This window comes from Micromonospora sp. WMMD714, from assembly GCF_029581315.1.
Lineage (GTDB): Bacteria > Actinomycetota > Actinomycetes > Mycobacteriales > Micromonosporaceae > Micromonospora > Micromonospora rifamycinica.
Map to the genome: position 1 here is coordinate 4,564,237 of NZ_CP120744.1, position 23,322 is coordinate 4,587,558.

The 23,322-nt window shown below is 72.6% G+C and carries 19 protein-coding genes; 8 read left to right on the plus strand and 11 right to left on the minus strand.

Features of this window, described 5'->3' with window-relative positions; genetic code table 11:
- Positions 1-106 precede the first annotated feature (106 nt).
- Complete coding sequence (locus O7625_RS19575; protein ID WP_282340412.1) at positions 107-2,965, minus strand: glycoside hydrolase N-terminal domain-containing protein; 2,859 nt, start codon at positions 2,963-2,965, stop codon at positions 107-109.
- Positions 2,966-3,617: 652 nt separating this feature from the next.
- Between O7625_RS19575 and O7625_RS19580 the strand changes: the two genes are divergently transcribed.
- From O7625_RS19580 to O7625_RS19615, 8 genes are all read left to right on the plus strand, one after another.
- Positions 3,618-5,168 carry a glycoside hydrolase family 43 protein gene (locus O7625_RS19580; protein ID WP_282340413.1) on the plus strand — a complete coding sequence of 517 codons (1,551 nt, stop codon included), beginning with the start codon at positions 3,618-3,620 and terminating at the stop codon, positions 5,166-5,168.
- 86 nt (positions 5,169-5,254) lie between these two features.
- Positions 5,255-5,683, plus strand: a complete 429-nt coding sequence (locus tag O7625_RS19585; protein WP_282340414.1) for a Fur family transcriptional regulator — start codon at positions 5,255-5,257, stop codon at positions 5,681-5,683.
- 23 nt (positions 5,684-5,706) lie between these two features.
- On the plus strand, positions 5,707-7,983 hold the full coding sequence (gene katG / locus O7625_RS19590) for a catalase/peroxidase HPI (protein ID WP_282340415.1): 2,277 nt from the start codon (positions 5,707-5,709) through the stop codon (positions 7,981-7,983).
- 122 nt (positions 7,984-8,105) lie between these two features.
- Entirely contained in the window at positions 8,106-8,636 is a 531-nt protein-coding gene (locus O7625_RS19595) for a hypothetical protein (RefSeq protein ID WP_282340416.1), read from the plus strand.
- A 57-nt stretch (positions 8,637-8,693) separates the two neighbouring features.
- Complete coding sequence (locus O7625_RS19600; RefSeq protein ID WP_282340417.1) at positions 8,694-9,233, plus strand: hypothetical protein; 540 nt, start codon at positions 8,694-8,696, stop codon at positions 9,231-9,233.
- A 13-nt stretch (positions 9,234-9,246) separates the two neighbouring features.
- A complete protein-coding gene (locus O7625_RS19605; protein ID WP_282340418.1) occupies positions 9,247-10,239 on the plus strand; it encodes a hypothetical protein in 993 nt (330 codons plus the stop codon).
- A 65-nt stretch (positions 10,240-10,304) separates the two neighbouring features.
- Positions 10,305-10,925 (plus strand): TetR family transcriptional regulator, encoded by a 621-nt coding sequence (locus O7625_RS19610; RefSeq protein ID WP_067313758.1) that lies wholly within the window; start codon positions 10,305-10,307, stop codon positions 10,923-10,925.
- Positions 10,926-11,098: 173 nt separating this feature from the next.
- Positions 11,099-12,760, plus strand: coding sequence for an FAD-dependent monooxygenase (locus O7625_RS19615; protein ID WP_282340419.1), 1,662 nt, complete (start codon positions 11,099-11,101; stop codon positions 12,758-12,760).
- Positions 12,761-12,833: 73 nt separating this feature from the next.
- On the opposite strand, the gene O7625_RS19620 is transcribed toward O7625_RS19615, so the two are convergent.
- From O7625_RS19620 to O7625_RS19665, 10 genes are all read right to left on the minus strand, one after another.
- Complete coding sequence (locus O7625_RS19620) at positions 12,834-14,138, minus strand: GTP-binding protein (protein WP_282340420.1); 1,305 nt, start codon at positions 14,136-14,138, stop codon at positions 12,834-12,836.
- Positions 14,138-15,052, minus strand: coding sequence for a sulfate adenylyltransferase subunit CysD (gene cysD, locus O7625_RS19625; protein ID WP_282340421.1), 915 nt, complete (start codon positions 15,050-15,052; stop codon positions 14,138-14,140). The genes O7625_RS19620 and cysD overlap by 1 nt, the downstream gene beginning before the upstream one ends.
- Positions 15,049-15,906 (minus strand): inositol monophosphatase family protein, encoded by an 858-nt coding sequence (locus tag O7625_RS19630; RefSeq protein ID WP_282340422.1) that lies wholly within the window; start codon positions 15,904-15,906, stop codon positions 15,049-15,051. Before O7625_RS19630 ends, cysD begins: the two co-directional genes overlap by 4 nt.
- 50 nt (positions 15,907-15,956) lie before the next feature.
- Positions 15,957-16,784, minus strand: a complete 828-nt coding sequence (locus O7625_RS19635) for an ABC transporter permease (protein ID WP_231932689.1) — start codon at positions 16,782-16,784, stop codon at positions 15,957-15,959.
- Positions 16,781-17,950 carry an ABC transporter ATP-binding protein gene (locus tag O7625_RS19640; protein WP_282340426.1) on the minus strand — a complete coding sequence of 390 codons (1,170 nt, stop codon included), beginning with the start codon at positions 17,948-17,950 and terminating at the stop codon, positions 16,781-16,783. Before O7625_RS19640 ends, O7625_RS19635 begins: the two co-directional genes overlap by 4 nt.
- Positions 17,951-18,034: 84 nt before the next feature.
- Complete coding sequence (locus O7625_RS19645; protein WP_282340427.1) at positions 18,035-19,102, minus strand: PHB depolymerase family esterase; 1,068 nt, start codon at positions 19,100-19,102, stop codon at positions 18,035-18,037.
- A gap of 180 nt (positions 19,103-19,282) precedes the next feature.
- Positions 19,283-21,106, minus strand: a complete 1,824-nt coding sequence (locus tag O7625_RS19650; RefSeq protein WP_282347009.1) for a hypothetical protein — start codon at positions 21,104-21,106, stop codon at positions 19,283-19,285.
- 91 nt (positions 21,107-21,197) lie between these two features.
- Positions 21,198-22,160, minus strand: a complete 963-nt coding sequence (locus tag O7625_RS19655) for a sulfotransferase domain-containing protein (protein ID WP_282340428.1) — start codon at positions 22,158-22,160, stop codon at positions 21,198-21,200.
- A 26-nt stretch (positions 22,161-22,186) separates the two neighbouring features.
- Positions 22,187-23,011 carry an alpha/beta hydrolase gene (locus tag O7625_RS19660; RefSeq protein ID WP_282347010.1) on the minus strand — a complete coding sequence of 275 codons (825 nt, stop codon included), beginning with the start codon at positions 23,009-23,011 and terminating at the stop codon, positions 22,187-22,189.
- Between the two features lie 2 nt (positions 23,012-23,013).
- The gene (locus O7625_RS19665) at positions 23,014-23,322 is read right to left on the minus strand and encodes an acyl carrier protein (RefSeq protein ID WP_067315344.1); all 309 of its coding nucleotides are present in this window, start codon (positions 23,320-23,322) and stop codon (positions 23,014-23,016) included.

A 23,322-nucleotide genomic window follows, 5' to 3' on the forward strand; every position in this document is an offset into this window, starting at 1 on the left:
TCCGTTCCACAGGGATGGGGTCGTGCGTACCGGGAGGGTCGGGACGCGCGTCGCCGCCCCGACCGTCCCGTGGGCGGGTCGGACGACGGCGCGCGTCCCGCGTCGGTCAGGTCGTCGTGCAGGTGAGGTTCGTCGGTGCGGTGTTGGTGCCGGTCACCGTGCCGATGAAGCCGAAGGTGGTGGACGCGCCGGCTGCCAGGCTGCCGTTGTAGTCGACGTTGCGCACCGTCACGTTGGCGCCGCTCTGGGTGTGCGATCCGCCCCAGATCTGGCTGATGGTCTGCCCGTTGGCGAACGACCAGGAGACCGTCCACCCCCGGATCGCGGTGGCGCCGGCGGTGACGGTGACCTCGGCCTGGAAGCCGCCCGACCACGAGCCGGTCACCGCGTACGTCGCCCGGGCACCCGAGGGGGCGGGCGGACTGGTGGTCGGGGCCGGGGTGGTCGGCGTCGGCGTCGGCGTGGTGGGGACCGGGGTGGGGGTGTCGGTGGGCGTCGGGGTGGCGGTGGGCGTGGCGGTCGGGGTCGGGGTCGGCGTCACGCCGGGCCGGGCCGCCCGGTAGGTGTGACCGGCGCGGACGGCGAACTGGACGACGTCGGTCTCCGGCCGGGTGGTGGCCGGTGCGCTGCCGTCGGCGACGTCGACCAGGGTGAAGCTGCCGGTGAACAGCCGGGACCGCAGCCGGAGCGTGCCGTCCCGATCGGCCCGGACGCCGATCTCGTCGACCTGGCCGTTGCTCCAGCGCAGGCCGACGGTGTATCCGCCGCGACCCCGCAGGCCGGCGACCTGCCCGGTGGACCACGCGCTCGGCAGTGCGGGCAACACATTGAGTTCGCCGGTGTGGCTGTGCAACAGCATCTCGGCGATGCCGGAGGTGGCCCCGAAGTTGCCGTCGATCTGGAACGGCGGGTGCAGGTCGAACATGTTCGGCGCGAGCCGGTCGGTACGGACCAGGTCCTTCAGCAGCTTGTGGGCGCGGGCGCCGTCCTCCAGCCGGGCCCAGAAATTGATCTTCCAGGCGAGGGACCAGCCGGTCCCGTCGTCGCCCCGCAGCTCCAGGGTCTTGCGGGCGGCCTCGTACAGCGACGGGGTGCCCCGCTTGGTGATCTGGTTGCTGGGGTGCAGGCCGTACAGGTGGGAGACGTGCCGGTGGTTCCGCTCGGTCTCCACCCAGTCGGCCAGCCACTCCTGCACGTTGCCCCGGGAACCGACCCGGGTCGGGGGGAGCCGGTCCCTGGCGGTGCGTACCTGCGACCGGAAGGTGGTGTCCACGCCGAGCGTCTCGCTGGCGCGGGCCGCGGCGTCGAACAGGTCCCGCAGGATCTGGTTGTCCATCGTCGGGCCGGCGCAGACGCTGGCGTTCGAGTGGTGCGGCAGCTCCGGCGAGTTCGACGGGTTGGTCACCAGGTAACCGAGCGTGGGGTGGGCGACCAGGGTGTCGAGGAAGAACTGGGCGGCCCCCTTGAGCGCCGGATAGTTCGCCTGGAGGAAGCCCAGGTCCCCGGTGAACAGGTAGTGGTCCCAGATCAGCGTGCCCAGCCAGGCCCCACCGGTCTGCCACATGCCCCACAGCGCCCCGTCGACCACCGACGCGCCCCGCCAGGCGTCGGTGTTGTGGTGGGTGACCCAGCCGCCCGCGCCGTACTGCGCCTGGGCGACCCGTGCCCCGGTCACCGTCAGGTCCTTCACCATGTCGAAGACCGGCAGGAAACACTCGGACAGGTTCGTCGTGTCGGCCGGCCAGTAGTTCATCGGCAGGTTGGCATTGATCGTGTACTTCGAGTCCCAGGACGGTGTCAGCGAGTCGTTCCAGATGCCCTGGAGGTTCGCCGGCTGGGTGCCCGGCCGCGACGACGAGATCAACAGGTACCGCCCGAACTGGAACAGCAGCGCGGCGAACTGCGGGTCGTTGCTGCTCGCGTGCTGCGCGATCCGCACGTCCGTGGTCTGGTCGGCCGCGGCGGTCCGCCCCAGGTTGATGCTCACCCGGTTGAACAGCGCCTGGTAGTCGGCCAGGTGCCGGCTGCGCAACTGCTCGATCGCCACGCCCTTGGCGGCGTTGAGCCGGGTACGGGCGATGCCCTGGTAGTCGCCGTTGACGGTGCGGTAGTTGACGTAGCTGGACCCGATCGAGATCAGGATGGTCACGCTGGTGGCCCCGGAGACCCGCAGGGTGCCGCCGGAACTGCTGACCGTGCCCCCGGTCGCGGCGGCGTTGGCCAGGGCCAGGAACCGCACGGAACCGGTGACCCCCTCCTGGCTGCCGGAGATGCCGTCCAGCCCGATGGTGGCGGAGTCCGGGCTCGACACGCTGGTCCGCTGCGGGCTGTCGAAGGTGGCGGAGAAGGTGATCGCGTTGGCCCGGTCGGCGGTCAACCGCACCACGATCACCTGGTCGGGGGCGCTGGCGAACACCTCCCGCTGGTGCCGTACCCCGTTGAGCAGGTAGGTCGTGGTGACCGTGGCGGTGGTGAGGTCGAGCGTCCGGACGTGCTGGCTGACCCCGCTGGCCGAGCCGAAGGCGAGCCGGAGGTTGCCCACGGTCTGGTAGGCGAGCTGACCACCCGGGTTGCCCATCATGGTCTGGTTGATCAGATCCTGCGCCGAGGTCCACTGGTCGGCGAAGACCCGCCGCCGGATCTCGGCCAGGTTGGCCGCGCCCCGGGTGTTGGCGGAGTCGTACGGTCCACCGGCCCAGACGGTGTCCTCGTTGAGCTGGAGCCGTTCGGTGTCGACGTTGCCGAACACCATCGCGCCGAGCCGGCCGTTGCCGATCGGCAGCGCGCGGAGCCAGTCGGTGCCGGCCCCCTCGTCGTACCACAGGGCCAGGTCGTTCGCGGCCAGCACCTGCGGTGGCGCTACCGAGTCGGCGCGGGCGGTGGCGGTCCAGGCGACCGGGACCAACGCGGCACCGGCCCCCGCCGCCCCGGCCTTCAGGACGTTTCTTCGGGTCACTTCGGACATGGTCTCTCCCAGCGGTGCGGATCGGTGGCGGTGCGGGTGGGCCGAACGTCGTGGACGTGCCGGTGGCCACGGTGCCGTTCCATGCCTCCTGTCGGTGGTGCGGCCCGGCGGGGGTGGTCCGACATCAGGGCAGGGCGGGGTGGCCGGCGCCGTGAGGCGGCCCGCGATCGGGGACACCACCGGTTGCCGTCCGGCCCGGGCGGGTGGGTGGGTCGCCGGGCCGGTGACCGGAACGTCGCTGTTAGCGTTAACAGGCGCGGCCCCGCATACCCTGACGTCGGCACCCGGGGACGCTGCGACGGCGCGTCGGGCTCCCGGCGGCGCACCATCTCGCCTTATATGGACTCTCGTGGATTCCTGAGGTCCCGTCAAGATATGACGGTCATGTTGCGCGAATGTTCCTCGCCGGTGCCGGGTGGTCCAGCCGGCTTTCCGGCTTGCTCCGGCCCCGCCGGCCCCCGGGCCTGCTCCGGCGGTCCCGCCGGCTTCTGGGGCCTGCTCCGGGCGGTGGGCCTTGAACCCGGCCGGCGACTTCCGTAGCATTCGGCGCACTGATTGTTATCGTGAACATTTCCGGTCCACGGTGCTGCCCCCGAGCGGTGTGGACGCCGTCCGGTGGTGCTCGACGACCGCCAGGGGGAGGTGACGCCCGGTGTCCGCCGGACCGTCCTACCGCAATCCGGTCGTCCCCGGCTTCTACCCCGACCCGAGTGTCTGCCGGGTGGGCGCGGACTACTACCTCGTCTGCTCCAGCTTCGAGTACTTCCCCGGCGTACCCCTGCTGCACAGCCGTGACCTGGTCAACTGGCGGCAGATCGGCAACATCCTCGACCGGCCCGGCCAGCTGGAGCTGCCCCCGGACACCACGGCGTCCGGAGGGATCTTCGCGCCGACCCTGCGCCACCACGACGGTCGGTTCTGGCTGATCACCACCAACGTCAGCCTGGGCCGGCACCTCATCGTCACCGCGTCGGAGCCCACCGGCCCGTGGTCCGAACCGGTCTACCTCGACCTGCCGCACGTCGACCCGTCGCTGGCCTGGGACGACGAGGGCAACTGCTGGCTGACCACCTCCGGGGTGGACGCCTACCGGATCGACCCGGAACGGGGGGAGGTGCTGGAGGGTCCGCTGCCGATGTGGTCGGGCACCGGCGGCCAGTACCCCGAGGCGCCGCACCTCTACCGGATCGACGGCTGGTGGTACCTGCTGGTCTCCGAGGGTGGCACGCACACCGGCCACGCCGTCTCCGTGGCCCGCTCGCGCAGCCCGCGCGGCCCGTTCACCCCCGCCCCGGCCAACCCGATCCTCACCCACCGGGGCACCGACCTGCCCGTGCAGGCCACCGGGCACGCCGACCTGGTCCAGGCGGTCGACGGCAGCTGGTGGCTGGTGCTGCTCGGGATCCGGGCCAGGGGCCAGTGGCCGCCCTACCATGCCCTCGGCCGCGAGACGTTCCTCGTCCCGGTGCGCTGGGTCGACGGCTGGCCGGTCGTCGAGCCGGTCCGGGAACTCACCGCCGCGCCCCCGGGCAGCGCCCCGGCCGGTGCCGGCCCGGCCGACCCGGGGGTCTACCGCGACGACTTCGACGCGACGGTGCTGGCCCCCGAGTGGATCTCGCCGCGCCACCGGCCCGACGGTTCCTGGTCGCTGACCGCCCGGCCGGGCTGGCTCACCCTGCACGCCACGGGTACGACCCTCGACCGCGCCGGGGCGACGATCGTGGCGGTGCGACAGCGGCACCACGACTGCCGGGTCAGCGTCCGGGTCGACCCGGGTGACGGCACCGCCGGGCTGACCATCCGCATCGACGAGGCGCACCACTACGACGTGGAGGTGGCGGCCGGCACGGTCCGGGTGATCGGCCGGGTCGGCCCGTTCCGGCAGGTCTTCGCCTCCCGCGCCGTACCGGACGGCCCGCTCGTCCTGACGGTCGCCACCCGCACCCACGACCTCTACCCGCCGACCGTGACCTCCGCCGCCGAGCTGGCGGCCGGGACGGCCCCGTGGGGGGTACGCGCCGCCGGCTGCGACATGATCACGTTCGGGGTGGCCGAGCCGGGCGGCGACGCCGTGCTGGCCGAACTCGACGGGCGGTACCTGTCGACCGAGGTCGCCGCCGGCTTCACCGGCCGGGTCGTCGGCATGTACGTCACCGCGGGCAGCGCCGCGTTCGACTGGTTTGCCTACCACCCGGCGGGCTGACCCGCTCCCTCCGGCGGCCCGCCGGTACGGCGACGCGCCGGTGGCTAAACTTGATTTGGTCCAGAAGAGCGGGCTAGGGTCGTACCATGGCAGCCGACCTCGAGGCACAGTTGCGGGCGGCCTCGCTGCGCGTCACTCGGCCGCGACTGGCCGTCCTCGCCGCGCTGCGTGACCACCCGCACGTCGACACCGACACGGTGATCGCGCTGGTCCGGGCCGACCTGCCCACCGTCTCCCACCAGGCGGTCTACGACGTGTTGCGGGCGCTCACCGAGGCCGGTCTGGTGCGGCGCATCCAGCCGGACCGGTCGCCCGCCCGCTACGAGTCGCGGGTGGGGGACAACCACCACCACGTCATGTGCCGTTCCTGCGGTGCGATCGCCGACGTCGACTGCGCCGTCGGTCACGTGCCCTGCCTCACCCCCTCGGACGACCACGGTTTCGTGGTCGACGAGGCGGAGGTCGTCTACTGGGGCACCTGCCCCGACTGCGCGACCGACCGCACCTCCCAGTGATCCACCAGTTCGGAAGGAAGTTCATGAGCGACACCCAGGACAACGTCCCCGCCAGCGCGCAGGGCGTGGACCAGAAGGCGGCGGCCGGCTGCCCGGTCGCGCACGACTCGGTGACCGCGCAGGGCAGCGAGAGCGAGAACCCGGCGATCGATTCCCCGAAGCCGAAGACCGGAGGGCGTCCGCGTACCAACCGGGACTGGTGGCCCAACCAGCTCGACCTCTCGGTCCTGCACGCCCACTCGGCCAAGGGCAACCCGCTGGGCGAGGACTTCAGCTACGCCGCGGCGTTCGCCAAGCTCGACGTCGAGGCGCTCAAGCGGGACATCACCGAAGTGCTCACCACCTCGCAGGACTGGTGGCCGGCCGACTTCGGCCACTACGGCGGCCTGATGATCCGGATGAGCTGGCACGCCGCCGGCACCTACCGGATCGAGGACGGGCGCGGTGGCGCCGGTGACGGCGGGCAGCGGTTCGCGCCGCTGAACAGCTGGCCGGACAACGCCAACCTGGACAAGGCCCGCCGGCTGCTCTGGCCGGTCAAGCAGAAGTACGGCCAGCAGATCTCCTGGGCCGACCTGCTCGTGCTCGCCGGCAACGTGGCCCTGGAGTCGATGGGCTTCAAGACCTTCGGCTTCGGCTTCGGCCGGCCGGACGTGTGGGAGCCCGAGGAGATCTTCTGGGGTCCGGAGGACACCTGGCTCGGCGACGAGCGCTACGCCTCCGAGACCGAGATGTCGGCCGGCGTCGGGGCGACCGAGATGGGCCTCATCTACGTCAACCCGGAGGGTCCGCGCGGCAACGCCGACCCGCTCGCGGCGGCGCACTTCATCCGGGAGACCTTCCGCCGGATGGCGATGAACGACGAGGAGACCGTCGCCCTCATCGCCGGTGGCCACACCTTCGGCAAGACCCACGGCGCGGGCGTCGCCGACGACCACGTCGGCCCCGAGCCCGAGGGCGCCCCGCTGGAGGCGCAGGGCCTGGGCTGGCTGAGCACCCACGGCAGCGGCAAGGGCGGCGACACCATCACCAGCGGTCTGGAGGTCACCTGGACCGACCGGCCGACGCAGTGGAGCAACCGCTTCTTCGAGATCCTCTTCGGCTACGAGTGGGAGCTGACCACCAGCGCCGGCGGGGCCAAGCAGTGGGTCGCCAAGGACGCCGAGGAGATCATCCCGGACGCGCACGACCCGGCCAGGAAGCACAGGCCGACGATGCTCACCACCGACCTGTCGCTGCGGGTCGACCCGGCGTACGAGAAGATCTCGCGGCGCTTCCTGGAGCACCCCGACGAGTTCGCGCTGGCGTTCGCCAAGGCCTGGTACAAGCTGCTGCACCGCGACATGGGCCCGGTCAGCCGCTTCCTCGGCCCCTGGGTGGCCGAGCCGCAGCTGTGGCAGGACCCGGTCCCGGCCGTCGACCACGAGCTGGTCTCCGACGCCGACGTCGCTGCGCTCAAGGCTAAGGTCCTCGACTCCGGCCTGAGCACGGCACAGCTGGTCAGCACCGCCTGGGCCTCGGCCGCGACCTTCCGGCACACCGACAAGCGCGGTGGCGCCAACGGCGCACGGATCCGGCTCGAACCGCAGCGCAGCTGGGAGGTCAACCAGCCCGAGCAGCTCACCACGGTGCTGGCGACCCTGGAGGGGATCCAGCGCGAGTTCAACGACGCCGGCGGCGCGAAGATCTCCCTCGCCGACCTGATCGTGCTGGCCGGCTCGGCCGCCGTCGAGCAGGCCGCCCGGGCCGCGGGTGTCGAGGTGACCGTGCCGTTCCGGCCGGGCCGCACCGACGCCAGCCAGGAGCAGACCGACGTCGAGTCGTTCGCCGTGCTGGAGCCCCGCGCCGACGGGTTCCGCAACTACCTGCGTCCGGGTGAGAAGACCCAGCCGGAGGTGCTGCTCGTCGACCGGGCGTACATGCTCAACCTGACCGCGCCGGAGATGACCGTCCTCGTCGGCGGCCTGCGGGCCCTCGGTAACAACGTGGGTGGCACCGCGCACGGCGTGCTGACCGACCGGCCGGGCGTGCTCAGCAACGACTTCTTCGCCAACCTGCTCTCCCCGGGCACCCGGTGGAGGGCGTCGGAGTCCGACGAGCACGTCTACGAGATCCGGGACCTGGCCACCGACGAGGTGAAGTGGACCGCCACCGCGGTCGACCTCGTCTTCGGGTCCAACTCCCAGCTGCGCGCCCTCGCCGAGGTCTACGCCAGCCAGGACGCGGGCGCCAAGTTCGTGACCGACTTCGTGGCGGCCTGGACGAAGGTCATGGAGCTGGACCGGTTCGACCTCTCCTGATCCGACCCTGCTGTGCGGGCCCCGGCCGATCGGCCGGGGCCCGCACTGTTGTCGGGGCGGAGGAGGGGTGAACGGGACTTCATATTGGACAAAACGCCCATAAATCTCCTATAGTGTCGTCCGTGCATCTCCTGGCAGCCCTGGTCAGCCCGCTGTTGCTCGTGGGCGGTGTCGCACCGCCCGGCGCGGCACCCGTCCCCCGTGTGCGGGCGATGGCGCTGGTGGTCGGGCTCGACATCACCGTGCCATCCACGGCCAGCCTCGGTGCGGGCGTGCCCGGGGCCACCCTCAGCCGCTCGCTGGGCACCGTCACCGTGAACGACACCCGGACGACCAACCCGAACACCTGGCTGGCCACCGTGTCCACCACGGTGTTCACCACCGCCGGCGGTGGTGCGGGCAAGACCATCGCCGCCACCCAGGTCTCCTACTGGTCGGGCCCGGTGACCAAGCAGTCGGGCGGCGGCACCAAGGTGCCGGGTCAGGCCACCGCCGCGCAGGCGGTGACGCTGACCGTGCCGCGGGTCGCGTTCAGCAAGACCTCGGGCAACCAGCGCAACAGCGTGAGCTGGGCACCCACCCTCCGGGTGGCGATCCCCGCGGCTGCGGTGGCAGGCGTGTACACCGGCACCATCACGCACTCTGTCGCCTAATGAGTGATTCGCGCTGAATGACAGATATGAGCGCTTTCGGTGTTTAGCGTGGTGGGCATGAAGAAGCCATTGCTCGCCCTGGCCGCCGGGGCGGCGGTGCTCGCCGTAGCATCGCCCGCCGCCGCCGCCCCGTCGGGCGACACCATCGTCACCTTCACCGTGTCGACCGCCAACCTGGACATCACCGTGCCGGCCTCGGTGAACCTGGGCGCGGCCTTCGCCGGCTCCACCATCAGCGGCTCGCTCGGCAACGTCACGGTCACCGACAGCCGGGCGGCGCTCTCGGCGACCTGGACCGCGTCGGTCACCAGCACCGCGTTCACCACCGGCGGAGGCTCGGGCGAGGAGACCATCCTGCCCAACCTGGTGGAGTACTGGTCCGGGCCGGCGATCTCCACCACCGGCACCGGCACCTTCGTGCCCGGCCAACCCACCTCGGCCGACGCGGTGACCCTCAACCTGCCCCGGACAGCCTTCTCCAAGACCTCCGGCAGCGGCAACAACACGGCCACCTGGAACCCCAGCCTCCGGATCACCCTGCCGCCGTCGGCCGTCGGCGGCCTCTACACGGGGACGGTGACCCATTCGGTGGCCTGACCGACTCCGTGCCGTGGTCCTGGCCGTCACCGTCCTGGTGACCGCCGGGGCACCGGCGTCTGCCGCGCCGCCGTCGCCCGCGCCGAGCCCGAGTTTCAGCGGCCCGGCCGCGGCGGTCGGCATCCGGTTGCTCGACGCCCCGGTGAACCGGCGTGACGACAGCCGGGCGCACAAGTACATCGTCGACCACGTCCATCCCGGGACGACCATCAAGCGGCGGATCGTGGTCAAGAACGTCTCGGAGGTCGAGCGGAAGATCGCCGTCTACGCCGCCGCCGCCGAGGTCGACCGCAGCGGCTTCGTCTTCGCGCCCGACCGGACGCCCAACGAGCTGAGCAGCTGGATCACCGTCGACCAGGGTGAGGTAGAGCTGGAGCCCGACGACGAGTCGGTGCTCACGGTGACCATCACGGTGCCGGAGAAGGCGTCCGCCGGGGAGCGGTACGCGGTCATCTGGGCCGAGGTGTCCACCGTCGACGGGCAGAACGTGCGCAACATCGGCCGGGCCGGCATCCGGGTGTACCTGTCGGTCGGGCCGGGCGGCGAACCCCCGTCGGGCTTCGAGGTGACGGGGCTCGCCGGTGACCGGGACGGCGACGGTGCGCCGGTGGTCACCGCCGAGGTGCGCAACACCGGGCGGCGGGCGCTGGACCTCGCCGGCCAGCTACGCCTCACCGACGGCCCGGGCGGGCTGTCGGTCGGGCCGGTCCGCGCCGAGGCCGACACGCTCGCGCTCGGGGCCACCACCACCGTACGGGTGCAGCTGGATCCCCGGCTGCCGGACGGCCCGTGGAACGCCCGCCTCGACCTCGCCAGCGGCTGGACCCGGCGTACCGCGACGGGCTCGGTCTCCTTCGGCGGGCACCCGGCCACCGCCGCGACCAGGGCGGACCACTCCGGGCTGGTGCTCACCGGTGGCCTCGTCGCGTCCACGGTGGTGCTGCTCCTCTTCGCCGGCTTCGCCTTCCGTCGCCGGGGTCGGGCCAGTCCGGCGGTCACCGCCTGAGCTGACGGCAAAAAGTGCGTGGCACGTAATATTGCGTGCCACGCACTTTCCTGTACGCTGGTCTCGTGAGCGGACTACGGGAGCGCAAGAAGAACGCGACCAGGGCGGCGCTGAGCTGGGCCGCCATCCGCCTGACCGTGGCCCACGGCTTCGACAACGTCCTGGTGGACGACATCGCCCAGGCCGCGGGCGTGTCCCCGCGCACGTTCAACAACTACTTCTCCAGCAAGGCCGAGGCGATCGCCGCGCGGCACCTCGACCGCAGCCGGCGGACGGCACAGGCGCTGCGCGTGCGGCCGACCGGGGAACCACTCTGGACCGCGTTGATCGCGGCGGTCATGGCCCAGTTCACCCCCGGACCGGAGGTCGGGCAGTGGCCACCGGACTCGCCCACCGAGTGGGCGGACGGCCTCCGGGTGATGCTGGCCGAGCCGGCGCTCCAGGGCGAGATGCTGCGGGCGGGCGCGCTCGCCGAGGTCGAGCTGGCCGCGGCCGTCGCCGAGCGCACCGGCACCGACCTGGAGCGTGACCTGTACCCGCACCTGGTGGCGGCCAGCGTGAACGCCGCCGTCACCGCGGCGATGCGACACTTCGTCCGCGCCGACCCGCCGGTCCCGATGGAACGGCTGCTCCCCGACGCGCTGGCCCAGCTCGCGGCGGGCCTACCGCCACCCGCGCCGCACTGACGCGCCGCCTACCGCCTACCGCCCCTCCCGTCGCACCGACGCGCCGCCTACCGCCCATCGCGCCGCGCCCGTATCCCCACCGCCGGACTCCCGGCCGTCCCACCGCTCCACCCTGCCCTGCCCACGGCCCCGCCGGTGGGTGGGTCGACCGCGCCCGAGGAAGGGAACCTGCCATGCATGACGTCGTGATCGTCGGAGCCGGCCCGAACGGCCTCCTGCTCGCCACCGAGCTGGCCCTGGCCGGGATCCGGCCGGTGGTGTGTGAACGGCTGGCGGCACCCACCACCGAACAGCGGGCCAACGGCCTGGTCGGTCAGGTGGTCCGGATGCTCGACCGGCGTGGCCTGTACCAGCGTCTCGGCGACGACCCGGGGCCACCGCGGCCGCAGCCGGAGTTCGTCTTCGGCGCGCTGCCGTTGGACCTGAGGGCGGTGGTGGACAACCCGCTCCACCTGCTCCCGGTGCCGCAGCGCGACCTGGAGCGGGTGCTCGCCGAGCGGGCCGCCGAGCTGGGCGTGCCGGTCCGGCGCGGGTGCGAGGTGACCGGGCTGACCCAGGAGGCCGACGCCGTGCGGGTCACCCTCTCCGACGGCACCACCCTGCGCTGCCGGTACCTCGTCGGCGCGGACGGCGGGCACAGCGTCGTCCGCCGGCTGGCCGGGATCGCCTTCCCCGGGGTGTCCACCGACCGCACGGTCTCCCGGACCGCCCAGGTCGGCCTGCCCGCGGAGCTGGTCGACCCGACGACCGGTGGTCTGGTGGTCCCCGGGTACGGCACCGTGGCACCGTTCCGGCACACCCGCACCGAACACGGTCTGATCGCGTGGGCGCCCTTCCCCGGCCGTCCACCGGGCCTGACCACCATCGAATGGCCGGAGTCGACCGCGTTCGACGGCCCGCTGACCCTCGCCGAGCTGCGGGCCAGCGTGGCCCGGGTGCTCGGCGCGGACGTGCCGCTCGGTCCACCGGCCGGTGCCGGGCCGCACCTGCTGCGTCGCCTGGTGGGCGGCAACACCCGGATCGCCGAACGGTACCGCGTCGGCCGGGTGCTGCTGCTCGGCGACGCCGCCCACGTGCACTCCTCGATCGGCGGCCCCGGGCTCAACCTCGGCCTGCAGGACGCGGTGAACCTCGGCTGGAAGCTGGCGGCGCAGCTGCACGGCTGGGCCCCGGAGGGGCTGCTGGACTCGTACGAGGAGGAACGCCGCCCGGTGGCCCTGCGGGTGACCATGTCGACCCAGGCCCAGTCGGCGCTGATCGCCCCGGGCAGCGAGGTCACCGCGCTGCGCGTGCTCCTCGGTGAGCTGCTCGACGAACCGGCCAACGCCGCCCGCGTCGCCGCCCTGCTGGCCGGCTCGGACGTCCGCTACGAGATGGGGGCACCGGGTGGGCCGCTGGTCGGCCGCTGGGCGCCCGACCTGGTGCTGCGTACCGACGCCGGCCCGGTCCGGCTGGCCGAGCTGACCCGGTCCGCCCGGGCGCTGCTGCTCGACCCCACCGGCGTCCTCGCCCCGCTGGCCGAACCGTGGCGGGACCGGGTCGAGGTGGTCACCGGGCCGTTCGAGGCCGACCCCGGCCCGACCGAGCGGCCCGCCGGGGCGGCCGGCGGCGGGGCGTCGACCGCGCTGCTGCTGCGTCCCGACTGCCATGTGGCCTGGCAGTCGACCGGGACCGGGCCGGACGGGGACGGGCTGCCCGCCGCCCTCACCCGCTGGTTCGGGCCACCGCGCCCCGACCGGCCCCGACGGTCGACGCCGGTCGGCCCGGCGGGTCGGCGGGTCGGCCCTGACCCGTCGGTCCTGGTCTGCCTGACCGTCGGCCCTGGTCGGCCCTGACTGTTGGCCCTGGTCGGCCCGGACGGTCGGCCCGGCGGTGGGAGCCGCCGGGCCGACCCGCAGGTGGCGGGGGTCAGTCCCGCTGGATGACCATGCCGGCGCCGACGGTGCGGTTGGTGGCCTCGTCGATGATGATGAAGCCGCCGGTGGTGCGGTTGCGGTGGTAGTCGTCCACCAGTAGCGGCACGGTGGTGCGCAGCCGGATCCGGCCGATCTCGTTGAGTTTCAGCTCACCGGCGGTCTCGTCGCGGTGCAGGGTGTTGATGTCCAGGCGGTAGTGCAAGTCGCGGACGATGGCGCGGGCGGAACGGGTGGTGTGCTTGATGGTGTACTTGCCGCCGACCTGGAGGGGGCGGGTCTCGTCCATCCAGCAGACCATCGCCTCGATGTCCTGGGTCGGGGTGGGGGCGTTGTGGGGTCGGCAGATCATGTCGCCGCGGGAGATGTCGATCTCGTCGGTGAGGCGGACGGTGACCGACATCGGGGGGAACGCCTCGTCGACCGGTCCGTCGGCGGTCTCGATGGCGCTGATCCGGCTGGTGAACCCGGACGGCAGGACCATCACCTCGTCGCCGGGCTTGAGGACGCCGGAGGCGACCTGACCGGCGTAGCCGCGGTAGTCGGTGACCGTGGTCGACTGGGGGCGGATCACGTACTGCACGGGGAACCGGACGTCGACCAGGTTGCGGTCCGAGGCGATGTGTACCCGTTCCAGGTGGTGCAGCAGGGACGGGCCTTCGTACCAGGGCATGTTCTCCGAGCGGGTGGCGATGTTGTCGCCCTGCAACGCCGACACCGGCACCACGGTCAGGTCCGGTACGTCGAGTTTCGCGGCGAACGCGGTGAACTCGTCGGCGATCTGCTCGAAGACCTCCTGGGAGAAGTCGACCAGATCCATCTTGTTGACGCACAGCACCAGGTGCGGCACCCGCAGCAGCGAGCACAGGAACGCGTGCCGCCGGGACTGTTCCACCAGCCCCTTCCGCGCGTCCACCAGCACCAGGGTGAGGTCGGCGGTGGAGGCGCCGGTGACCATGTTCCGGGTGTACTGGATGTGCCCCGGGGTGTCGGCGATGATGAACTTGCGGCGGGGGGTGGCGAAGTAGCGGTACGCCACGTCGATGGTGATGCCCTGCTCCCGCTCGGCCCGCAACCCGTCGGTGAGCAACGCCAGGTTGGTGTACTCGTCGCCCCGGGCCGCGCTGACCGCCTCCACCGCCGCCAGCTGGTCGGTGAACAACGACTTCGTGTCGTAGAGCAGCCGCCCGATCAGGGTCGACTTACCGTCGTCCACGCTTCCCGCGGTGGCGAACCGCAGCAGGTCCATCGGCCGGGCCTCGGTCGGCGAGCCGGCCGGTGCCAGCATGTCGGTGCTCATCAGAAGTACCCCTCCCGCTTGCGGTCCTCCATCGCGGCCTCGCTGACCCGGTCGTCGCCCCGGGTGGCGCCGCGCTCGGTGATCCGGGTGGCCGCGACCTCCTCGATCACCTTCTCCACGGTGTCCGCGTCCGAGCGGACGGCGGCGGTGCAGGAGGCGTCCCCGACGGTGCGGTACCGCACCCGCGCGGTGAACGGCTCCTCACCCGCCCGGGGCTGGAAGAACTCGTTGACCGCGTAGAACATGCCGTCACGCTCGACCACCTCCCGGTCGTGCGCGTAGTAGATCGACGGCAACGGCACCCGCTCCCGCGCGATGTAGTGCCAGATGTCCAACTCGGTCCAGTTCGACAACGGGAACACCCGGATCGACTCCCCCGGATGATGCCGACCGTTGTACAACGACCACAACTCCGGCCGCTGGTTCTTCGGATCCCACTGCCCGAACTCGTCCCGGAACGAGAACACCCGCTCCTTCGCCCGCGCCTTCTCCTCGTCCCGCCGCGCCCCACCGAACAACGCGTCGAACCGGTGCTTCTCCACCGCGTCCAACAACACCGGCGTCTGGATCCGGTTGCGCATGCCGTCCCCGGACTCCCTGACCAGGCCCCGGTTCAGCGCCTCGGGGACGCTCGCCACGATCAGGTGCAGATCCAGCTCGGTGACCCGCTGGTCGCGGTAGTCGAGGACCTCCGGGAAGTTGTGCCCGGTGTCGACGTGCATCACCGGGAACGGGATGTTCGCCGGAGCGAACGCCTTCTGCGCCAACCGGAGCATCACGATCGAGTCCTTGCCACCCGAGAAGAGCAGCACCGGCCGCTCCATCTCGGCGACCACCTCACGCATCACGAAGATGCTCTCCGCCTCCAGCTCGTCGAGCTGGGAGACCTGGTACGCAGCCGGTTCGCTGCTCATCGCGGGTCCTTTCCGGATGGGGGGACGGGGGAGCCGGACGGGGCCGCCGTGCCGGCCAGTTGCCGCCGCAGCGCGGCGAGCAGCGGGGTGGCCAGCTCGCCGCGACAGACCAGCAGGTCCGGCAGGCGCGGATCCGCCTCGTTGTAGGTCAGGGCCGAGCCGTCGATGCGGGACGCGTGCAGCCCGGCCGCCGTGGCCACCGCCACCGGCGCGGCGGAGTCCCACTCGTACTGGCCGCCCGCGTGGATGTAGGCGTCCACCTCTCCGGTGACCACCGCCGCGATCTTCGCTCCGGCCGAGCCCATCGGCACCAGCTCGGCACCCACCTCCTCGGCCAGCTCGGCCAGGAAGGCGGGGGGACGGCTGCGGCTGGCCGCCAGGCGGATCACCCCGCCGGATCCGTCCGGCGGCGGCGTCGGCAGGTCGGTGGCCAGCACCCGGCCCTGCGCCGGCAACCCGACCGCCCCGGCCACCAGGCCGTGCGCGGTCGTCGCGTCCCGCGCCCAGAGCGCCACGTGCACCGCCCAGTCGGACCGCCCCGACTCGGAGAACTCCCGGGTGCCGTCCAACGGGTCGATGATCCACACCCGGTCGGCGGTGCGCCGGGACACCCCGTCGCCGGTGTCGACCAGCCGGGAGTCCTCGTCCTCCTCGGACAGCACCGCGTCGGCCGGCCGCCAGCGGGCCAGCTCGGCCCGGAGGAAGTCGTGCGACGCCCGGTCACCGGCGGCCTTCAACGCGGCGGGGTCGGCGTGGCCGTGGCTGGCGCGTACCCGCAGCAGCAGCTCTCCGGCGAGCAGGGCGAGCCGGCGGGCGAGCGCCGCGTCGGATTCGGCGGGGGTGGGGTCTGCCATGGCAACTCCTGGGCCGGTCGGGTACGGGGGCGGAACCGGGGCGGGCCTGGTCACTGGATCGCCCGGCGGTTGAAGCAGCGGACACTGACCCAGGTCAGCACGACGGCCACCCCGGTCAGCACGGTCAGGCACACCCACGCCGGCAGGTGCGGCACGCCGGGCAGCAGCGCCCCGCGCACCCCTTCCGAGACGTACGTCATCGGGTTGAGGGCGGTGACCACCTGGTACCAGGGCACCGACGACAGCCGGGGCCACGGGTAGTGGATACAGCCGGTCCAGATGATCGGGGTGAGGATCACCGAGAAGGCGACGTTGATCCGCTGCACCGGCAGGGTGGTGGCCAGGCTCATCCCGATCGCCCCGCCGATCCAGGCCCCGAGCAGCGCCACCACGAACGCCAGTGGCAGCCCGGCCGGCCGCCACGGCGCGGAACCGACCATCAGCGCGCCGAGCGGGTAGATCAGCACGGCCGCGAGCAGCCCCCGGACCGTGGCGATCACCAGCTTGCCGATCGCCACGTACCCGGTGGGCAGCGGCGCCATCAGCCGGTCCTCGATCTCCATGGTGAAGCCGAACTCCTTCACCAGCGGCAGGGCCACGCTCTGCAACGCGGTGGTGAGGGCGGCCAGCGCGATGATGCCGGGCAGGAACACGTCGGCGAAGCCACGCCCGACGAGCCCCTGGCTGCCGAGGACGGTGTTGAAGACGAAGAGCATGAACAGCGGGGTCAGCCCGACCTGCACCAGGATGATCCAGAGTTCCCGGCCGGTGACCATCAGGTCGCGGCGCAGCACCGCGGCGAACACCCGCCCGGTCCCGGGGCGGGAGCGTGGCTGGTGCGTCGGGAGCAGCGGGGTGGGGGTGTCGAGTGCGGTCACCGCGGTTGCCTTCCGGTGAGTTCGATGAAGACGTCCTCCAGGCTGGGTTCGCCGATGTCGACCGCGTTGATCTGCGCCGACCGGGCGGCCAGCGCGGTCACCACCGGGCCGAGCAGCGCGGCCGGATCGCCCGCCAGGTGCAGGCGGATGCGCAGCCGGCCGCGACCGCCGTTGCCCGCCGCCCCGCCGCGCCCGAGCAGGCCCGCGCCGGCCAGGGCGGCCAGCCGGCCCGCGCCGGGACGGCCACCGCCGGCCCCGGCGGCGAGCGCGGCCAGCATGCCGGCGCCACCCGCGCCGGCCCCGGCCAGCCCGGCCCCGCCGCCCGGCCGCCACCCGGCCGGCACGGTCGGGGTCGCCACCCGCTCCGCCTTGCGGACGCCGGTCAGCTCGCCGAGCGCGGCGCAGAGCGTGTCCGGATCGTCCCCACCGGCCGGGGTGACCGTGAGGTCGAGCAGCGCGTCGCCGGCCAGGCCCCGGACCAGGTTGGTCGGGGTGTCCAGGGTGAGCAACCGGCCGTGGTCGACGATGCCGACCCGGTCGACCACCCGGGCCGCCTCGTTCATCGCGTGGGTGGTCAGCACGATCGCCACCCCCCGCTGGCGCAGCTCGCGGAGCTGCCCCCAGATCAGCAGGCGGGTCTGCGGGTCGAGGGCGTTGGTCGGCTCGTCGAGGAAGAGCACCGCCGGCTCGTGGGCCAGCGCGCGGGCGATCATCAGCCGCTGCGCCATCCCGCCCGAGTACGCCTCGATCTTCCGGTCGGCCCGGTCGGTGAGACCGAACCGTTCCAGCAGCTCCGCGGCGCGCTCCTGCGCGTCCCGCCGCCGTACCCCGTGGTAGGTGGCGTGGTAGACGAGATTCTGCCGGGGGGTCAGCGCCCGGTCCAGGTTGTTGTGCTGGGGGACCACGGCCAGTTGGGCCCGGGCGGCGGCCGGATCCCGGCCGACGTCGACCCCGCCGACCACCGCCCGGCCGCCGGTGGCCCGCAGCCGGGTGGTCAGGATGCCGACGGTGGTGGACTTGCCGGCGCCGTTCGGCCCGAACAGCCCGAAGATCTCGCCCGGCGCGACGGTGAACGACAGCCCGTCGACCGCGTTGGTCTCGGCCCGGGGGTAACGCTTGACGAGATCGTCGACCTCGACCACTGCCGGCCCGTCTCTGCTGGGCATCTCAACTCCTGTCCTGGGTGCGGGTGCCGCGGTGCCGGCGGCGGGCGACGGTGCCGGTGAGCCGCCGGCGGGCGACGGTGCCGGTCAGCCGCCGGCGGGCTGGGGGTGGGCGGCGAAGAACCGCCAGATCGTGTCGGTGGCGTTCAGCGCGGTGGAGGGGGGATCGAGGTTGAGCAGCTTCTCCGCCCGGGGCGGGTTGGGCCGTCCGCCGGGCCACTGGTGTCCCGCGTCGGCGACGGTGATCAGCTCGACGGCGCGGCCCTGGGCACAGCTCGCCGTGGCCCGGGTGACCGGGCCGTCCGTGGTCACCGTCGGGGCGCCGCAGGAGTCGACGGACCGCCAGCGGGCCGCCAGCTCGGGGGTGGGTGGGCCGTCGATCTTCACCGGGTTGCGGCCGGTGCCGTTGTTGTCCCGGCGGCCGGGGCCGCCGCCGTAGGGCATGGTCTGGTCCTGGCGGCCGTGGATGTGCAGCACCGAGACCGGTTTCGGGGCGGGGCACTGCCCGGTCAGGGTGCTGGCCACCGCGCCGATCGCGGCGAACGTCGTGGTGTCGCAGACCAGCTTGTACGCCAGCAGCCCACCGTTGGAGATCCCGGTGACGTACCGGCGGGCCGGGTCGACCGGAAGTTCCCGGCCGACGGTGGTGACCAGTTCGGTGATGAAGGCGACGTCGTCGACACCGTCCCGGGCGGGTGCGCCGCAGCACTGTGGACCGACCGCCCAGGCCCGGTTCAGCCCGTCCGGGAACAGCACCAGGAAGCCGCCCCGGTCGGCCTGTCCGGTCCAGCCGTACGCCTGCTCGGCCTGCTCGCCGGTGCCGGCCGCGCCGTGCAGCATCACCACCAGGGGGACCGGCTTGGTGAGGTCGGCCGAGGTGGGCCGGTAGAGCCGGTAGGTACGCTTCCGACCGTCCACCGTGAGGTCGTGGGTGGAGCTGCCGACGGGGACGTCCGGTGCCGGCCGGGCGTCGCCGGTGGCCGGGGCGCTGGCCGCCGGTTCGGACCCCGCGCCGCCGGGCGCGGCGTCCCGGCGCTCGGGAGTGCACCCGGCCAGGGAGGTCAGGGCGACGAGCAGGGCGAGCGTTCCCGCGAGCCGGCCCGCCGGCTGGCGGCGGCTCCGCCTGACTTCATCACGAAATGCGGTAAAAGGCATCATAATTATACTTTCGCCCGGGAATGTTCGAGGAACGTCAGGGACGCGCCAGGATTCGGCAAACGGGCACGGAGCACCCGCCTCCCGGCCCGCCGGCCGGAGGACGCGCCACGCCGGTCCCACGGGGAGTGGGGTCGCCAGCCCGGAGACGGCGCTGTCACCGGGCCGGCGACCCGGAACTCAGTAGCCGCCCCGCAGCCGGATCAGCTCCCAGCCGCCCTCGGGAACGTCGTCGCTCGGGTCGGTCCGCAGGTTCATCGGGTTGGCCATGCCCAGGTAGAGGGTGGCCCCGTCGGCGACCATGTTGCGGATGCCGTAGTTCAGGTAGTTGCCCAACCCGGTGTTGTCCACCGTCGTCGCCGGTTTCGTCGGCGACGGGAAGGCGTACAGGTCACCGCCGTAGACCGCCTCCGGCAGGGCGCTCGCGCGCATCCCGGCCGCGTCCATCGGCGCGCGGGCCAGGTCGTCGGCCAGATCCGGCGACAGGCCCAGCTCGGCGGCGGTCTCGTCGCCCAGCTCCTTGGCCAGGTAACTCCAGTCCATCGTGCCGACGTACAGCTTCCCGCCGGCCACCACCATCTTCCAGGTGTAGTTGTTGTACGGGTTGCCGAACCCGGGCGGCCCGAACTTCGGCGTCTGGTGCGTCGACTGCAACGCCCACGCGCCGGCCCCGTTGTTGGCCGCGGGGTCGTACGCCGGCAGCTCGGTCGCGCCGTACAGCAGCTCGACCTTCTCGAAGTGGGAGCCGAAGTTGCGCCCCCGGTAGATGCTGATCGACCGCTGGGTGTTCTGGATGGTCGCCTGGGCGGCCGCGTCGTCCGCCGGCGGGTACGTCGTCATGTGCAGGGTGGTCGCCTTCATCGGCACGTGCATGGTGCCCCAGTAGAGGAACCCGCCGTAGGAGGCCAGACCGCCCAGGGCGTAGGCGCGGGCGACCACCGGGTCCGGCTCGTAGGACGACGCGCTCCACACCTGCTGCCAGCCGTCGGCGTCCTCCGGGTTGAGCCCCGGGGCGCCTGACGCCAGCAGCGGGCTCATCCACACCGCGGCGATGCTCGTGGTCGGCGCGGCGGCACCGGCGGTCGGCCCGGCCAGCTCGGCGTCCGAGCCCGGCCAGGTGGTCACGAACAAACGCCCCTGGTGGACGGTGAGGTCGGCGGCCTGCGCCGGCAGGTTCGCCACCACCGTGAACGCGAACGGGTCGGACTTGCTCCCCGTCCAGCGCAGCACGTTGCCGCGCTCACCGCCGTTGGCCCCGACGCCCACCCCGGCGTACAGCGCGTCACCGGCCACCGTGAAGTGCCGGATGTTGCCGTACATCGGGAAGTTGCGGGAACCCAGGAACGCGCCGGTGTCGGTGTCGAAGGCGAACAGGTTGACGCTGGTGCCCAGCGCCGGGCCGCCCAGCAGGGCCACCCCGTTGAAGTTGCCCGCCGCCCGGATGCCCGCGGTGGTCTGCAACCGGTTCGCGTCGTCGGTGGAGGCCGCCTTCACCAGGTCGGTCTTCTCGGTCAGCTTGTTGGCGCGGGTGTCGTAGGTGTAGAGGCGCGGCTGCCGGTGGTCGCCGAGGATCGGCGGCAGCTGCGGGTTGCGCTTGGCGACCTGGCTCTCGCCGTACTCGCAGGCCCAGTCGTCGTTGACCGTCGGCGTGGTGTTGCGCAACGCCCGTCCGCTGGTCAGACAGTTGACGTTCGCTCCGGTGCCGAACCACAGCGTCTTGCCGGCCCGCGTCATCCCCCACAGGTACGCCTGGTTGACCTTGGCCTGGCCGGTGGCGCACGGCGGGCCGGCCGGGTACGGCAGGCCGATCCCGGCGAAACACTCGTCCGGCTGGGCCTTGGCGAGCAGTTGCGGGCTGCCCTGTTGCGTGCCGGCCACGCTGGCCGCGTCGGCGGCGTCCAGCGGCACGCCGAGCGCCGCCGAGGGAACCGCCAACACCGACCCGAGTCCGAGTACGGCGACGACGGTCGACAACCGTCGCGCGGAGATCCGGAGTGGATTCACCAACTATCTCTCTTTCCGAAGGAAGGGGGACACCCGTCCCGGGCCCCGCCGATGGCCGGACCCGGGACGGGCAGGGACACACAGGGACCGTTCAGACGGCGGCGGGCAGCTTCCGGGGCGCCGGGGCGACCACCCGCGGCGCCATCCGCTCGGCCCATCCGGACGGATCGGGGAAGTCCAGGAACGTGCCGAGACCGGTCAACTCGGCCACCGGGTCGGCGACCAGGTCCTCGTACGACATCCGCAGCAGGTGCGTCGGGGGCACGTCCCGCAGCGCCTGGTCGGCCTGGCTGCTCATGAACGCGCACAACCCGAGGTAGCGGCGCAGGTCCTGGCCGCGCTCGCGCAGCGCGTCGGGGGTCAGTCGGTCCGGCAGGTACGGCTGCAGGGCCTCCGGCACCGCCTGGTCGTCCTCGATCCGGAACGGGTCCAGGCCGCACTTGCCGAGGAACTCCACCCGCAGCTGCAGGAGCTGGAACGACGAGTGCCGGCTCATCGACCGGGCGGTGTCCTCCCAGCTCCGGGTCAGGTAGACGATCTTGCAGTCCGGGAAGCCCCGCAGCAGGTAGGGCGCCACGTGGCTGGAGCCGCCGGAGCGTTCCACCCACCGGGTCTTGCCGGTCAGCACGGCGAGCAGGTCCAGGAAGTCGCGGTGGTGCTGGGTCACGGGCTGGTCGGGGAACTGCGGCACCCGCTCGGCGAGCTGGTCGAACAGCGCGTCCGGGTCGGTGGTGAGCTTGGACAGGGTGATCGCCAGGATCCGGGGCAGCTCGGTCAGCCGGTCGGCCCAGCGGCCGGTCGCCGGGTAGCGGACCTCCTTCGGCGGCAGCCCGATCCGGAACAGGGTGGCCAGCTCCGCCTTGGGGCTGGCCAGCACCGCCCAGTACTCGGCACCGCTGATCACCTCGGCGCTGCGGGCCCACGGCGCCACCGACATGAAGAACTCCTGGGCACTCAGGGTGCCCGGCTCCTCGTGGATCAGGTCGGACAACAGCGTGGATCCGCACCGGCCGTTGCTGATGATGATCGACCGGCCGGTGATCGGGGTGTCCATCGGAAGACCTCCTGCGTGTCGCGTCGTCATGCGGTGGTGGGTTGGGAGACGTCGAGCGAGCAGTCCTCGGCGAGCCAGGTGAAGACCAACCGGCGGATCTCCTCGGGCCGGTCGATCAGCACCGTGTGTTTCTGGTCGGGCAGGACCGCGACCCGGGTCTGCGGCAGCAGCCCACGGACCGTCGGGGCCAGCTCCATCACCGCCGAGTCGCCGCCGTAGAGACAGAGCACCGGGCAGCCGATCGCGGCCAGCGCCTCGGTGGTCGGCAGCGGGCTCGCCGGCAGCTCCTGCGCCAGGCTGGTGTCGGTGAGCATACGACCGGTCTCGGCGGCCCGTTGGGCAGCGACGCGCCCGCGCCGGGCACCGATCTCGGTGACCGTCTCCGCCCGGGGCAGCCGGGCGGCGACCCGGGCGAGCCGCTGCCGCACCCGGCTCATCCACTCCGGGATCGGCGGGGCGGACTCCACGGTCACGATGCCGGCCACCCGGTCCGGGTGCCGGGCGGCGTAACCGAACGCGATGGTCCCGCCGAACGAGTTGCCCAGCAGCAGCAGCGGACCGTCGACCTCCAGCGCCGCCAGCAGCGCCGCCAGGTCGTCGACGAAGTCGCCCAGGGCGTACCCGGTGGCCGGGCGCTCGCTGCGCCCGTGACCGCGCAGGTCGTACAGGACGGTCGGGAAACCGGCCCGGGACAGCGGCTCGGCCAGGGTGAAGTACCAGCTCGCCATGGTGTCCGAGGCCATCCCGTGGATCAGCACGGCGGTCGGCGTCGGCCCGGTCCGGCCGTCGACGGCCGGACCGGGGGGATCGAGCCGCTGCGTGTGCAGGGTGATCCCGTTCGCCCGGACCATGGTCACCGGCTGCCCGCCCCGACCTCGTCGGCCTGCGCCAGCGACTCGGCGATGTGCTCCACGAGCTGCCCGACCTTGAGTTCCCGGACGGTCTCCAGGTCCAGCTTGGCGACGAAGTGGGCGAAGTTGACGGTGTCGCCGTAGCGGGACTGGAGCCGGCCGGCGAGCGCGATGACGTCGATGCTCTCCATCCCCAGGTCGGCGGAGAACGAGGTGTCCATCGTGACCACCTGGTCGTCCGCGAAGTCACCCAGCACGGCGTGGATCATCTCGGTGAGTTCGGCGAGGATGGTGTCCTGGGCCGCAGGCAT